The organism is Veillonella sp. KGMB01456, from assembly GCF_023051165.1.
Taxonomy (GTDB): Bacteria; Bacillota; Negativicutes; order Veillonellales; family Veillonellaceae; genus Veillonella_A.
On the sequence record NZ_JALKIG010000049.1, the window covers coordinates 1 to 15,412 of the forward strand.

Below are 15,412 nucleotides of genomic sequence, written 5' to 3' on the forward strand. Positions count from 1 at the left end.
TAGATAAATACTAGTCTCATCGGTCTAAAAACCAACTCAAAATGTCCTATAGGCCACAGTTTCTTTCGTTTGACAGCATTATTTTATAGGCATTGAATCTATTATCGACAAATGAAGAACAGTGAATTACAAAAAGCGGACTGAAGAACTTTTATCTTCAATCCGCTTTATTAGTATTTATAAGTTATCACTTAGAACAAGCTGTCTTCTTCCGAATCCAATTCGTCTTTAGCAATAATAGCTACGGAAGCTACTTTATCCTCACCATCAAGATTTTGCAATTTCACACCGGAAATGGCTTTACCTTTTTTAATGGCAATATCTTTCATGTCAAAACGAATAATCTTGCCCTGTTCGGAGATGAGCATTACTTCATCGCTGTCCGTTACGATACCAACAGCTACAACATCACCGGTTTTATCGGTAATGCGGAAGTTTTTCGTTCCCTTGCCGCCGCGTTTCTGGAGCGAGTAGACATCTTCGCTGTTGCGTTTACCATACCCTTCTTCACTGATAGTGAATACCTGACAAGCTTCGCCCGATTCGGTAATCACACCGGCGCCGACTACATCATCACCGGCATTAAGTTTAATACCGCGAACGCCCTGAGCGGAACGTTTCATGAGACGTACGTCTTCTTCATTGAAACGAATAGCCATACCCTTACGAGTGCCGAGGAGAACATCCTGATTGCCCGCTGTGAGGCATACCGCAATGAGACGGTCATCGTCAGCCAAGGAAATAGCATTCAAACCGCTGCGACGAATATTTTGATATTCTTCAATGGACGTACGTTTTACCACGCCTTGTTTTGTTACCATTAACAAATTAAGATCGTGATTTACAGTTTCCATATCAATCATAGTCGTCACCGCTTCACCTACATTGAGCGGCAATACGTTGATAATCGCTGTACCGCGGGAATTGCGGCTCGATGCTTCCGGCACTTCGTAACCTTTCAAGCGATATACACGGCCCGCAGTGGTGAAGAACAAAAGCGTATTATGGGTACGAACATGAGAAATCTGTACCACATAGTCGTCTTCTTTCGTCTTCATGCCGACAACGCCTACGCCGCCTTTATGCTGGTTGCGATATACATTGGCATTCATGCGTTTGATATAGCCCTGACGAGTCAAGGTAATAACCATTTCTTCGTCGGCAATCAAATCTTCCACATCAAGTTCCGATGTATCAATCGTAATTTCACTACGACGTTTGTCGCCGTATTTCTGTTTCATTTCGGTCAATTCGTCTTTGATGATACCCCGCTGACGGTCTTCGCTGGCCAAAATAGCTTTCAAATCAGCAATAAGGATTTCCAACTGTTTGTATTCGTCTTCAATCTTTTCACGTTCCAAACCGGTCAAACGACGTAAACGCATATCTAAGATGGCAACGGCTTGTTTTTCAGTTAAGCCGAATTTCTGCATCAATGCGTTCTTCGCGATTTCATCGGTTTCCGACGCACGAATTGTGGCGATAACTTCATCAATATGATCGAGGGCAATAAGCAAGCCTTCCAAGATATGAGCACGAGCTTCCGCTTTGGCCAATTCGAACTGCGTACGACGTACGATAACGCCTAAACGGTGGTTCAAATAGTGAGTAAGTACTTCTTTTAGCGTAAGTACTCGCGGATGACCGTCCACCAAGGCAAGCATAATCACACCGAAGGTGTCTTGCAATTGAGTGTGTTTATATAATTTGTTAAGAACGATATCCGGCTGTACATCGGCGCGAAGCTCTACAACGATGCGCATACCGCGACGGTCACTTTCGTCACGAAGCGCGGTAATGCCGTCAATAACCTTGTCACGGCTCAATTCGGCAATGCTTTCAATAACACGGGCTTTATTAACCTGGTACGGAATTTCCGTTACCACGATACGGTGTTTGCCCTTGTTCATTTCTTCAATCGTGGCACGGGCACGCATCTTAATGCTGCCACGGCCAGTGCTGTAGGCTTTTTTAATGCCATCGCGACCGAGGATTAACGCCCCTGTCGGGAAGTCAGGCCCTTTAATGGCTTTCATCAAATCGTTTACATCCACATCAGGATTGTCGATAAGCATAATTAAGCCATCCGCTACTTCGTTCAAGTTGTGCGGCGGAATATTGGTCGCCATACCAACGGCGATACCGGCGGAACCGTTAATTAACAAGTTCGGAATTTTGGCCGGCAATACTGTCGGCTCTTGCAAGGACTCGTCATAGTTTGGCATGAAATCAACGGTATCTTTGTCGATATCAGCGAGCATTTCCGTCGTAATACGAGCCATACGTACTTCCGTATAACGCATAGCCGCTGCCGAGTCACCGTCGATGGAACCGAAGTTACCGTGACCATCTACCAAGAGGTAGCGCGTATTAAAATCCTGTGCCAAACGCACCGTTGCATCATATACGGAACTATCCCCGTGTGGATGATATTTACCAAGTACGTCCCCGACGATACGGGCCGATTTCTTATATGGCTTATTCGGAGTCATACCGGTTTCATGCATAGCGTACAAAATACGACGATGCACCGGTTTTAGACCATCGCGAACATCCGGTAAGGCACGCATAACGATTACGCTCATGGCATAATCGATATAGGAGCTCTTCATTTCTTTATCAATCTGGACGGGCTCAATTTTCCCGTGACTCCAGGTCGTTTCCTCCACAGTCTCACCTCATTTAATAATAACTAATCGTACATTTCAAGCGCTTCATTTAATTTATTAGCAACTTATATTATAGCATTTTTAGCGTTTTTATGCTACTTTTAACCGCATCAATAAGGGATTTTCACCACATTTAACGGGGATAATACATAATAATTAATACCCCTACGAGGGCAATGGCACCACCTACTAAATCGGCCATATCGGGCACCACTTTATCCACCTGCCAGCCCCATAATATGGACAAAACAATAAAAATACCGCCATACGCCGCATAAACGCGGCCGAACGAGGCCTCCTGCAAAGTAGGTATGATACCGTATAAAAAGAGAACGACGGCACCGGCCACTAAGTACCATGGCCCTTTATCTTCTTTTAAAGCGAGCCATACCAAATAGCCGCCACCGATTTCAAAAAAGCCGGCTACGATAAAGTAAAATAAGGATTTAGCTATTTCCATCAGTGTCTCCTTCCTTATTCACCAAGATTAATCATTGTATCCAAACGGTTCATGCGAAAATCTTCTACCATGAGCATAAAGGGCTCGTTATGAATCGGATTATAGGTCGTACCAAACAGATGACTGTTACAATCACAGTCACTTGAGCCGAAGCCCGGCACCTCCCAGCCATCCAAATTGTTAACAGCCTTGGCCAATTCACATTCCAAATCGTCGCTGCTACGAATCGACAAGGTGGCAATCATTTCACAGTGAGAACGGAAATAATCGAGATGCCAATGCATCTTTTTACGTTTCCGTTTATGACGTTCCAAACGCTTGGTAAGATTGGCTTTAGCGGAGCCCACATAGGTATAATACCCTTCCTCAAAATGAAGGATACCCTTACTACCGATTTCCAAATCCATGGCGGTAGACAAATGTAAAACCACCAGATAATCGCCGCGGTCCTGTGCTTCCCGGCGAAGCAGTTCCGCATCAAAACGGCATTCACGGATTACCTCCGGCATGGTAAATTCTTCCGTCCAACGCAGTGCCACCGCCTTCCAATCAAGATCTCCCGCTACTTCACCGAAAGTTTGGGCAAAGGCCAAATCCGTATGATAATCCGGTAAAAACCAACGGGCCCGTTCCCACTGTACCAAGAACAAGACCCCCGTATGATAACCTTCACTTTTAAGAGCCTGTAGATGCAGTAAATGTTTACGCCCTCGCTCCGTTATGGCATCAGGGAACATGGCCCCTTCACGACTGAACAAAGTGCAGGATTTTACTTCCAGCAAAAAAGACTCGCCGTCATCATTGGTTAATAACAAATCAAAGCGGCTATTACCTACTGTATATTCACGGCGCACGACGGACCATTCTTCCCAACCGGGAATTTGTTTCGTAGAAATTAAATACTCCGCCACATCATTACTGTAGTTAGTATCCAACATAATCGGCACCCCATCCCGTTCAATGCCGATAACCCGGTACTGTGTTTTGGCGTCCTTTTTCGGATGATGGACTATGTAGAATTTAACACCGGGGTATAATAACTCCCACATGCGGCCCGGATTCGGCAAATGGGCCGGCAATACTTCACCGTTTAAATGATCCATAGCCAGATGAACCACAAAGCGATTCGGCCGTTCTACAAATCGTCCCGTTAATACTTTTTCATATAGTTGTTTCATGGTCTACCTCTTATTACAAAATTGCAATAACGAATCATTCTTCTAATATATCTAAAAAAATAAAAATGTAGCACAGGCTACATACATTTCAAGTAAAATGTCCTATAATGAACAATGTAAACACGAAGATTACCGTGTACTAAACGACATGAAGCAATATTTTTACTCGTATTATAAAAATATTACCTTCTTTATTATACGTAGAAGTAATGCACTCGTAAAGGAGTGCCGTCAAGGGAAAGGACGATGACATTATGGCTCAAGTAGCAGGTAACTTACAAAGAATTCGCAACGGTCAACGCCGTTATGCAATCACACCACGCATTCCGGGTGGTTTCGTACAACCAACTATGCTTCAAAAATTTATAGATGTAGCCAACACATTTAAGGCTACCCTCAAAATCACCGGTGCCCAACGCATCATGATTACTAACTTAAAAGCGGAAGATGTTGATAAAGCTTGGGAAATGCTGGGAATGGCACCGGCTTACAGCACATCCAATCGTGTACGCAGCGTAAAAATTTGCCCGGGCACCACGTTCTGTAAACGCGCTAAGCAAGACAGCGTAAGCCTCGGCATGAAATTAGATAAATTATATATTTCTCAGGAAATGCCTTCCAAAATGAAATTCGGCGTATCCGGTTGTCCAAACTCTTGCTCCGAATCCATCACTAAGGATATCGGCGTAATCGGTACCGCAGAAGGCTGGCAAGTATATGCCGGTGGCAGTGCCGGAGCACACCCTCGTTTTGCCGATCTCATCGCCGAAGTAGCCACTGAAAAAGAAGTATTAGCCTTAGTAGACCGCATGGTTACTTTCTATAAAGAAAACGCTCATATTGAACGTATGGGGGCCTTCATTGACCGCATTGGTCTTGATGCTTTCAAAGAAGCTGTATTAGGTGATGTTGAAGCAGCTGACGCATCCAAATCTGCAGCAGCAACCGCTACAATCAGTGCCGCTGCCGCAGCTGATGTAAATGCCACTGAGCCTTCCGTAAAATTACCGGGTATGGGTAATAATGCTACACAAGGTTTACAAATGGGTGAACCTATTACTGAAAACTCCATCATTCGTGAAATCATCGAAGTATATCCAAACACAATTCCGGCTCTTCAGGAAATCGGCATGGGCTGTCTCGGCTGTCCGTCGGCTACGTCCGAACCATTATGGCAGGCCGCTTCCATTCACGGCTTTGATGTTAATGACCTCGTAACTCGTTTGAATAATCTTCGTAAAGGAGCGTAACCATGTCAGCATTCTTAGGTCACATTCATTTTTGGTTGTATAAAAAAATTCGCCTCGTTATTGAGCGCGAAGACTTAATCTATAAAGAAGCACAGAAATCCTTAGGCGATTTAGCCGATGAGCTTCATTTCGTTGCCGTAGATCTTTACGGCAAACCAATTCCGGCGGACCGTAATCTTGAAATGATTATTGACCACAGCAATATTCACGGTTGGTTACAAAATCAGATTGAAATTGCTACGGTCCGTGAAGCTAACTTCATCAAAGACTTGCTCGACTGCGGTGGCGAAGATGCGGAAACCGCCATTTTGACAGCCTTCGTAACCCAAGGTGCCGCATGTGGGAAAGTAGCGGCCGACGAGCTTAATAAGGGTGAACATACGCCACAGGAAATCTATCAGATTATGCAAAACTACTATTTAAACGGCATGCCTTGTGACGGTGGCGATACAGTTCTCGCTAATACAGCTGATGAATACGTATGGGAAGGTAGCCACGCTAATCAAAAAGCCAACTGGGCTAAAGCCGGCGTCGATCAGACATTCATGATGGCTGCCTACCAGGCTTGGTTCCAAGGTTTTGTAAGCGCTGCAGATCCTAAGTTCAAATTCACCGTAGAATTAATTAACGGCGAATTCCCGCAATACAAAATCGTGCGCGCTTAAGCAACACTTCAAGTCCGGCTATTTTATACAGCCGACTCCCGGCTGATAGTTAAATCAGCAAAAAATTGTACGCCCTACAATTAACAATATATGTATATAACTTGCCGTCAGCTGACCATTGCACTTTATAACTAATTTACCTTTCCCTTATAGTCTAAAGGCAACGTACTGTCGGCAAGTTTTTTCTTACAATTATTTCCAAAGGAGGTTTTCTCATGGTTGGTACTGAAAAAAACGAATTGGGCTTATTATTCCAAGGTCCTAATTTTGTAGTTGTAAAAAAAGGCGGCAAAGCCGGTGAAAAAGTAGAAAATCACAATCATCCGGAAGCCAATGTAGTCTTTACCGTAGTAAAAGGCAAAGTAGCGGTTCAACTGAATCAGGAAGAAGAACATGTGTTAACTCCTGGTACGGTTTTACAGTTTAACGGTGACAACTTCATTCAAGCAACCCTCGTGGAAGACAGCGAATTTATTGTTACTTTAGTGCACAAACCGGAATAAAAAATAGCGACACATCCTTATTACGAAAATGTATCGCCGTTAACACAATATTTATAGGCACTAACCCTTATTCTATAGCCTCATAAAAGTAAAAGCGAGCCAAGGTCATCCTTGACTCGCTTTTTTTAATGAGGGTCTACTGTCATATGACAGTCCCTAACTAATGAAGTTACTTGCTTATTTCAACAAAGCAATTACGTCGTCAGTTACGTTTTCAGCAGTAGAGTTTGGTTCGATGCTTACGATTACTGTAGGGTTAGCTACGATGAAAGGTAAGTTTTTCTGAGCACGTACCTGATCCAATTTTTCTTGGATTTTAGAATCAACCGGTGCGAAGATTTTGTTCATTTCTTCGTTGTATTTCTGAGCTACCGGAGCATATTTTTTATCGATAGCTTCCTGTTTTGCTTTTTCGTCTTTGATAGCGTTGATTTCGTTTTCCAATTTCTGAAGTTTTGGAGCGTATTCCTGTTCAACTTTCTGAGCTTGCATTTGAATAGCGCCGTAACCAGGGTATGCCTGCATTACCTGAGCCATATTAACTACGCCAACATTAGCTGCGCTGGCAGCACCTAAACCAATTGTTCCAATAACTGCTAAAGCAGCAAGATTCTTTTTAAAATTCATGTCCCAAAGACCTCCTTACAAAACTAGAGCGTATTATGTAGCCCTATATTCACTATAGTAACAGAAATATAGAGAAACTACAATATCTAAAAAAATTAATTTAGTATTCAATATTCATTTTTGTCATGTATTCATCATACCGATTGATAATGAACATCAAATGAATTATCGCTAAAACCAATTATATACTCTAAACAGCCCCTTAATAAAGAGGCTGTTCGGAGAAATAATATTTTATTTTTCATCATTTTCGTTGATATAAATATATTGGTCCTTTTTTAACTTGGAGATAATTTCAGGAACCATACCGATAAGGCGATCAAAACCACTGTATTTAGCAGAACCTTTGATGTTGAATAATTCTACCCGTTCGCCTTTGATAACAAGAATAGCAGTCGGTTCCATTTTAGCACCGCCGCCGGCGCCACCGCAGTCAGCTTTACCGGCACCACCGGTACCGAAACCCATGGTTACATCTACAAATGGAACGAGTGTAGCATCGCCGATCTGAATCGCTTCGCCTACTACAGTTTCCACTTTAATCATATCTTTGAATTTTTCAAAAATAGGTTGTAAATTCTCTTTAACAAAGGTGCATTTATTTTCCATGAGGATCCTCCTTAACGCATGTGTACTTCACACCGATAATAGTTAGTATCGTAGCAACGCGTTACGCAGCTGCTTTATCTTTTGCTTCTGATTTTTTAGCTTTGTTATTTTTGTCTGTAGCCTGTTTATTATCAGACTCTTTAGCTTCCGCTTCTTTTTTAGCTTTTTGTGCTTTGCGATAGCGCAAGGCAAATTTTACCGCATCAATTAAAAGGTCTCGCACCGGTTTAGATACGGCAAACAAGGTACCGTAAAAAGCAAGTACGCCTGGGCTGATACGACCATGCACGTCTAAGCTGCCTTCAAAAGCGGGCTCAACGAAACTAAGTTCCACATTAGTCATTTTTTCAGGCCAAATCGAATATAAGGCGGATGCGGTCAAGCCCATTTGATATGGATTGCCCGTACCGAATGTGCCTTCGATTTCAAAGTGACGCGGTTTCGAATGATTGTAACAACGCTTGGTAAAAAGCAATAATTTCTCATATAAGGCACCGTTGGTTACATGTTTAACCCACCACCATTTATAAGGGTCTTTTGCCTTTTCTTCAGTCTTAGCGTCTTCGTCAGCTTGCTTGCTGTCAGCATCAGCTTTATCGGCCTCATTGGCTTCTTCAGCTTGCCGTGTTGCCTTAGCGGCTGCCGCTTCATTTTGAGCTCGCAATTCACTTGGTGATATAGTGCCTTCCACTTCACCCGTAGTCGGGTTCGTCATGACAATGCGGTCACCGCTTTTTTCAGTGACTTCTTCCACCGTTTCTACAGGCTTGCCGTCAGCATCAAAGCGTACACTCTTAATCACCGTCTTAGGTGTAGTGTCTTCTTCGCCTTCTTCCTGTTGTATCCGCGTTTTGTCCAACTCTTCTTCATAGACCTTGGATTCATCAGGTTCAGCCGTCTCTTCCGCTACGCGGCGGGACAACCAATCTTCATAATCGCGGACATCGCCCAATTTTGCTTTACGCAAAATATAAACTTCTTTGAAAAAAGGCTTGCCTTGCTCATAGGCAAAGTGAATGCGAAACATTTTGCCCCACCATTGAACAAATAAGCGCGCTTTATACGGTTTACGGCCTACTAATTCAACAGCGTATGTAATGGGGTTAAAAATAGCGACTATAATCAGAACAAAAATAACCAGTAGCACTATGGCTAGCCAGGTCACAGGCAACACCTACCCTCCTATAGTAACGTCTTGCGGTTTTCTCTATATCCGCCGCCTTTTCAGCTACCTGAAAAAGGCATTCTTATTAATATTCTCCATATAGAGAGAAAATTCCTCTATTTTAGAAATCTTAATTTAAAGAATTCTATCTGAATTTATTGTGGTTAGTTTTCAATGCCGGCTCTAGCTAAAACACCTTTGGTATAATAATGTTTTACCTCTTCCATAGAAGTAACCAAATCAGCTGCTTCGACGAGCCAATCAGGAGCCCCACGACCGGTAAAAATCAATTCGGTCTTCGGTGAACGATGTGCCAATAGAGCTTCCGTATCTTCGCGACTGATAAGTCCGAAAAACAGGGCCATTACATATTCATCAAGTACTACCACATCATATTCGCCGGAACTTACTGCTTCTTTAGCTCGTTCCATGCCTTTAGCTATAAGCGTTACATAATCAGCCGGCGGTTTGCCGACAGGAAATACAACAACTTCATCACCCCAACGAGCCAATTCTTCTTTGGTTTTGACTCCTTCTTGGATGATAAAAAAAGGCTTACCTACCGTCTCTAAGGTCAGATTCGGTAAGGTCGGTAAAATTTTATGTTCACTGTAAACCTTCGATTTCATGAACTGCAAAAACAACACTTTTTTGCCTGCTCCTAAGGCACGAATCGCCAACCCTATAGCAGCAGTCGTTTTACCTTTGCCATCGCCCGTATAGATTTGCACATACGTATCCATGATGGACCTCCTTTACACATTTGTATATTATCATTTTACCACATCTAAACCGCTAACGTTATATAAAAACTGTATACATTGAAAAATCTTTTAAATTTTTTTATCAAAAAGGCTATAACAACTCAAATATGCCATTATGAAACAAGAAAATTCTAATAATTTTCCTAATCATAAGACAATCTATGAGTGTTATAGCCTTTAGTTTTTATGATAACTTATTCAATTTTCATATAGGATTTGATTCGGTTATTCGCCAAATACTACCCGGCTCTCGGTGCCAAATTCTAAACAGCAATAAAGTTAGTGAATTAACAAGAATGCTACTGAATCGGCAAGAATAACAACGGATCTACAGCTACGCCGTTAATATCCACTTCATAGTGAACATGGCTACCCGTACTCTTACCGGTACTCCCCATTAAAGCAATCGTGTCACCTTGTTTTACCTGCATGCCTGCATGAACAAGTAAAACCGAGTTATGGCCGTAACGTGTTACAAAACCATTACCATGATCGATTTCTACCAAATTACCGTAACCGCCCGATGTTGCATCGGCAAAGGTAACCGTCCCCGCTGCAGTAGCAATAATCGGTGTACCGTAGTCATTAGCAATATCAAGCCCTTCATGGGTAGCGGAACCGCCATAAACAGGATCGATACGAGTACCGAAATTGGACGTAATAACCCCTTTAGCCGGCCAAATAGACGGCATAGTCGATGTATTGCCCGGATTATTGGCTGCAAATGCTACCGATTGTAAATCACGAATATTCTGGCCTGCGCCGTCACGCAAAATATTGCGCAACATATAAAACGAAGCCATACGCTGCTGTGCCAAGCGGTCAAGGCGCGACAATTTAGCCGACAAGCTTGTTACGGATGTTCCGGAACTGCCGGCGGCATTAGCTGCAGCGCTATTAGAATCTGTTTTAGCGGCACCGCCAGGCTCATCCTTATCGCCGGAAGCCGCCTGCGGGGTTTGTGCTTCTCCACCACCTTGCGGTATCGTACCGGATTCGGAGCCCTTAACCATTTGGCGAATTTCTTTATCCAACTGGTCCAACGATTCCATTTTTTTATCTAAAATCTCAGTTTTTTGTTGCAATAGCTTCAATTGTTCCGTCTGTAATTGCGTTTGTTGCCGCAATTGCATAACTTCAGCCTGACGCGTAATGCCCCAGATGCCGAAGCCTAAGGTAACAACCAATAACAATACGAAGCCGGTCAAAACCCAGCGCCATTGTTGTTTCGTTATTTGCAACGTATACGAATCGCCCTGACTTTGCACATGCTGTGCCAAAAAGTCCGGAATTTTCATATATTGCCCCAACTCCTTCTTTTTACTACAATCCTTTCATCATTAAATTTGTTGTAACAAGATGTATCTATCTTATTTTACTACGGAAGCGCTGATAAGAGCTTCTTCATTGCTCTTCGTGCCCAAAGCTTCCTGCAAGCTTTCCATTTCTTCCTGAGAAAGACTGGCAAGACTTTTACCGTTAACAATAGGTTTACTGAAAATACGAGATTCACTGCGTCCATATACACTGGAAATACAAATCCCGTTGTTATTACCATCCAATAAAGTTACGGAGAACGATAAGTCGTTTCCTATATTTTCAAAGGCATTGTATTTAACAAAACCAATTTTCTGAAATGTATTGTGCTGTGTCGCCTGAATTGCTTCCTGCTGCTGGAATAAACTTTCAATCGATTCCGCCGCATCACGCAATTCTTTGACTTCTACAGATAATTTACGCTCTAAACTACTGCCATTTTCACCGCGCATAAAATAATCATATCGCTTACTTAAGGAATTAATTTTACTTTGCAGTACGAGGCAATAGAGAAATAATACAATGAGTAATAAACCGCCGGCAGTGGCGATCCAAAGTTGCATATTTTCTAACATGATATGCCTTTCTATTTAAAATTATACGAATATAATGAATTTAATATTAAATTACAGCCTATTTCATCAATAACATGAAATAGCAAGGCTATAATATGCTGTTTTTTCCTTTTAAGGAGTCCATAATTCAACCAAATTATATCTTATAGCTGAACTTTTATTATATCACAAATGTGTGATTATTGTTACATTCAAATGCCTCAAGCCTACTTATAACTCAGAAGCAAAGGGACTAAGTGCACGGTCTAGTATACCATGTAATGACGCAATTAGCACGCCATAATTTACGATAGGCACCCCTTGTTGTTCTGATACATCCAGGCGGCGCAATACTTCACGGCGCGTCAACATACAGGCTCCGCAGTGAATTATCAAATCGAAGTCCTTTACATTTTCCGGGAAAGCGCCACCGCTGGTCCATTGCAAATCTAAATTTTCATACCCCGCCTGTTTTAACCAACGCGGGATTTTAACCGTACCGATATCATCACATTGACGATGATGGGTGCAGCCTTCACTAATCAGAACTTTAGCGCCCGGTTTTAAGTTTTTAACAGCTTTCACGCCGGCTGCCAATGTTTTTAAATTACCTTTAAAACGAGCCATCAAAATAGAAAAGGATGTAAGCGGAATGTCATCCGGCACCTGCTGAGCCACGGCATCAAAAGCCTGCGAATCGGTGATTACCATTTTTGGTTTTACCCCTAATTTAGCAAGAGCTGCCGAAACTTCTTCCGTTTGCACTACAAGACCCATACCATGAGCATCCAATATTTCACGAATCATCTGCACTTGCGGCAAAATAATACGCCCTTTTGGCGCAGCCTCATCGATGGGGCACACCAAAAGAATAACATCATGCGGCTCTACCAAACCGGCCAATAAAGATTGCTCATCTTCACCGTCTTTTGGTTTCATAGAACCTAATTTTTCTAAAATAACTCTCTGTTTATCATTTTTCAATAAGTCAGCGCCTATATAGGCCAAGTTCAAATCACCCAATACAGCACCGGCTTGTGCCATGTAAGAATCAGCGGTAATACCGGCCACTTCATTTAAAACAAGTAAAGTATTTACATTTTGACGTTGCAACAAACCAAGCCATTCCATATCCGCTGCTGTTAGTGTCGCATCGGTTTTCAAAACATACACGGCCAAGTTCATGCGCGGCAATAATTCTTTTGTCTTATTAATACGCAGCGGTCCCAACTCCGACGTATCGTCAACGCCGGCTGTATCGGTAATAACAACCGGACCTAATGGCAAAATTTCCATGGCTTTGCTCACCGGATCCGTAGTTGTACCGGCTACTTCCGAAACCAATGCAATTGGCTGTTCAGTCAACATATTAATCAAGGTAGATTTACCTGCATTACAGCGGCCGAAAAAACCGATATGTACACGATTTGCTTTTGGTGTTTGTTCCATACTTGTCATAGCTTCTTACTTACCTACCTTTAATATAACGTAAACCGCTCCAACCGTATGAAAATAGGTTAGCGGTTAAACGTGAAATGAAATGGAAGCCGATTCATCAGCGTCAACTTCAGTCTGTGCAGGAGAAGCTCCCTCAACTTCACCCATACCTTGGGCCTCTATATAATCTATGAGATAGTTTAACTCCTCTTCACTACGGAAGGCTATCTCCATTTTCCCTTGTACCTTATTACCTGCTTTAACTTTAATATCTACGGGCATGCCGAGACTCACTTTTAAGCGGTCCATAATAGCCCGTAACTCAGCTGTTTGCTGAGCTTTCGTTCTTGCTTTGCCCTGTTTACCATAGGTACCGTCAAGCATTTGCTTAACCAGTGTTTCCACCTGGCGGGCCGTTAATTCTTTTTCTTTAATAAGCTTTAATGCTTCTTTTTGTAATTCTTTATTTTTTAAACTCAATAGTGGTCTGGCTTGACCAATAGAAATATCGCCAAGGGATAATTCTGTAAGAATAAAATCCGGCAGCTGCAGTAGGCGCACCATATTGGCCACATGAGAACGACTGCGTCCCAAGCGAGTGGCAATGGCCTCTTGCGTCTTTTTAAACGTATCCATAAGGCGCTTATACGCATATGCCTCTTCTACAGGGTCCAAATCTTGACGCTGTAAATTTTCCACTAAGGCGATTTCCGTAATCTGTTCCATACTGTAGTCTTTAATGACTACCGGTATGGTCGTAAGTTCCGCCAACTGGGCAGCGCGCCAACGACGTTCGCCCGCCACTATTTGATATTTATCATCCATTTTACAAACTACGATAGGTTGAATCACACCATACTGACGAATCGATTCCACCAATGTTGCCATTTCATCTTCTAAAAAATTACGACGTGGCTGATTTGGATTAGGCTCGATTTCCGTTAACGGTAATTCAACAATTCCCGTTTTAGCGGCTTCATCAATATTGGCTGTGGCCGCGGATGCAGTTCTCTGCTCATCTTGCGGCAGCAAGGAAAGCACACCTCTGCCGAGACCACCTTTTTTCTTACTGTCTCTAGGCATTTTTGATGACCTCCTTGGCTAATTTCATATACACTTCGGCCCCCTTGGATTTCGGATCATAAATAATGATCGGTTCGCCATAGCTGGGCGCCTCACTTAAACGCACATTCCGAGGAATGATAGTTTTATACACTTTAGTAGTGAAGAATTTTTTAACTTCATCCGCCACTTGAATCGATAAATTAGTACGACCGTCAAACATGGTTAACAATACACCTTCAACTTCAAGTTTTTCATTCAAGGATTTTTTAACCAAGTTAACGGTATTAATCAACTGGCTAACTCCCTCCAGTGCATAGAATTCACTTTGAATCGGAATCAATACACCATCAGCGGCAGTCATCGCATTGAGGGTGAGCAAATCGAGTGATGGCGGGCAATCGATGAAAATAAAATCATAGTCATCTTTTACTTCTTTTAACGCCTTTTTCAAAATATGCTCGCGCTTTGGTAAGTTTACCAATTCAACACCGGCTCCGGCCAAATCTATGGATGCAGGTGCAATCTTCAATTTCTTAAGAGCTGTTGGCACGATAACATCATTCATCGTCATGCCATTGATTAAAACATCATAAATACAAAGCTCTAAATTATCTTTATCAATGCCAAGTCCGCTTGAGGCATTTCCCTGTGGATCCATATCAATAAGCAGCACTTTTTTGCCTAATTTCGCAATACAAGCACTTAAATTAACCGATGTGGTCGTCTTGCCGACTCCACCTTTTTGATTTGTTATGGCTATTATTTTTCCCACAGGCTCACCTCATTTTCTTAATACAAATACACAAAAATATTATACCATACTCCCCGAATAAAAACTTGTAAAATAGGACAATTTAATCATTTTTTAAAAATTGTTTCACGTGAAACAATTGAATTTTTCTTTGCTTATAAAGAGATGTTACATTAAATTCAAAACAATACGCACCTTTAATTGCGTGGCTATTTGTTTCACGTGAAACAATCCAACTCATCTTCAAATTTTAAAATTCTAATATTAATTTTATTCCTCCCGCATTAGTTTTATAATTCGAGCATTAATGTTTCACGTGAAACATTTACGGCGATAATTAAATAGGTTCTATAATTTATTTTGGGGCGCTAAAGAGAAACGCTAGTTGCGTGTCCTCT

The 15,412-nt window shown here is 42.2% G+C and carries 15 protein-coding genes; 3 read left to right on the top strand and 12 right to left on the bottom strand.

Annotated elements, in window-relative coordinates; all coding sequences use genetic code 11:
• Positions 1-191: 191 nt before the first annotated feature.
• From gyrA to sfsA, 3 genes are all read right to left on the bottom strand, one after another.
• Positions 192-2,669, bottom strand: coding sequence for a DNA gyrase subunit A (gene gyrA / locus MXE28_RS10300; protein WP_156704229.1), 2,478 nt, complete (start codon positions 2,667-2,669; stop codon positions 192-194).
• Between the two features lie 133 nt (positions 2,670-2,802).
• On the bottom strand, positions 2,803-3,123 hold the full coding sequence (locus MXE28_RS10305; protein WP_226974612.1) for a YnfA family protein: 321 nt from the start codon (positions 3,121-3,123) through the stop codon (positions 2,803-2,805).
• A gap of 20 nt (positions 3,124-3,143) precedes the next feature.
• Positions 3,144-4,307 (bottom strand): DNA/RNA nuclease SfsA, encoded by a 1,164-nt coding sequence (gene sfsA, locus MXE28_RS10310; RefSeq protein ID WP_156704231.1) that lies wholly within the window; start codon positions 4,305-4,307, stop codon positions 3,144-3,146.
• Between the two features lie 254 nt (positions 4,308-4,561).
• Here sfsA and MXE28_RS10315 point away from each other — a divergent pair, with 254 nt between their 5' ends.
• From MXE28_RS10315 to MXE28_RS10325, 3 genes are all read left to right on the top strand, one after another.
• Positions 4,562-5,557 (top strand): DUF1858 domain-containing protein, encoded by a 996-nt coding sequence (locus MXE28_RS10315; RefSeq protein WP_226974611.1) that lies wholly within the window; start codon positions 4,562-4,564, stop codon positions 5,555-5,557.
• Positions 5,558-5,559: 2 nt separating this feature from the next.
• Positions 5,560-6,222 carry a hypothetical protein gene (locus MXE28_RS10320; protein WP_226974610.1) on the top strand — a complete coding sequence of 221 codons (663 nt, stop codon included), beginning with the start codon at positions 5,560-5,562 and terminating at the stop codon, positions 6,220-6,222.
• Between the two features lie 215 nt (positions 6,223-6,437).
• Positions 6,438-6,725: a cupin domain-containing protein gene (locus tag MXE28_RS10325; protein ID WP_021840067.1), complete on the top strand. Its 288-nt coding sequence runs from the start codon at positions 6,438-6,440 to the stop codon at positions 6,723-6,725.
• A 177-nt stretch (positions 6,726-6,902) separates the two neighbouring features.
• Here MXE28_RS10325 and MXE28_RS10330 read toward each other — a convergent pair whose 3' ends face one another.
• The 9 genes from MXE28_RS10330 to MXE28_RS10370 form a co-directional block, all read right to left on the bottom strand.
• Entirely contained in the window at positions 6,903-7,352 is a 450-nt protein-coding gene (locus MXE28_RS10330) for an OmpH family outer membrane protein (RefSeq protein ID WP_127059053.1), read from the bottom strand.
• A 234-nt stretch (positions 7,353-7,586) separates the two neighbouring features.
• Positions 7,587-7,961: a spore germination protein GerW family protein gene (locus MXE28_RS10335; protein ID WP_021840419.1), complete on the bottom strand. Its 375-nt coding sequence runs from the start codon at positions 7,959-7,961 to the stop codon at positions 7,587-7,589.
• Between the two features lie 61 nt (positions 7,962-8,022).
• Complete coding sequence (locus MXE28_RS10340) at positions 8,023-9,135, bottom strand: hypothetical protein (protein ID WP_226974609.1); 1,113 nt, start codon at positions 9,133-9,135, stop codon at positions 8,023-8,025.
• 155 nt (positions 9,136-9,290) lie between these two features.
• Positions 9,291-9,869, bottom strand: coding sequence for a cob(I)yrinic acid a,c-diamide adenosyltransferase (locus tag MXE28_RS10345; protein WP_156705468.1), 579 nt, complete (start codon positions 9,867-9,869; stop codon positions 9,291-9,293).
• A gap of 320 nt (positions 9,870-10,189) precedes the next feature.
• Positions 10,190-11,188, bottom strand: a complete 999-nt coding sequence (locus MXE28_RS10350) for a M23 family metallopeptidase (RefSeq protein WP_021840416.1) — start codon at positions 11,186-11,188, stop codon at positions 10,190-10,192.
• Positions 11,189-11,260: 72 nt separating this feature from the next.
• Positions 11,261-11,782: a DUF4446 family protein gene (locus MXE28_RS10355; protein WP_021840415.1), complete on the bottom strand. Its 522-nt coding sequence runs from the start codon at positions 11,780-11,782 to the stop codon at positions 11,261-11,263.
• Positions 11,783-11,992: 210 nt separating this feature from the next.
• Positions 11,993-13,210 carry a [FeFe] hydrogenase H-cluster maturation GTPase HydF gene (gene hydF, locus MXE28_RS10360; RefSeq protein WP_156705465.1) on the bottom strand — a complete coding sequence of 406 codons (1,218 nt, stop codon included), beginning with the start codon at positions 13,208-13,210 and terminating at the stop codon, positions 11,993-11,995.
• Between the two features lie 75 nt (positions 13,211-13,285).
• Positions 13,286-14,281 (bottom strand): ParB/RepB/Spo0J family partition protein, encoded by a 996-nt coding sequence (locus MXE28_RS10365; protein ID WP_021840413.1) that lies wholly within the window; start codon positions 14,279-14,281, stop codon positions 13,286-13,288.
• Positions 14,274-15,035 (bottom strand): AAA family ATPase, encoded by a 762-nt coding sequence (locus MXE28_RS10370; protein ID WP_021840412.1) that lies wholly within the window; start codon positions 15,033-15,035, stop codon positions 14,274-14,276. Before MXE28_RS10370 ends, MXE28_RS10365 begins: the two co-directional genes overlap by 8 nt.
• Positions 15,036-15,412 lie beyond the last annotated feature (377 nt).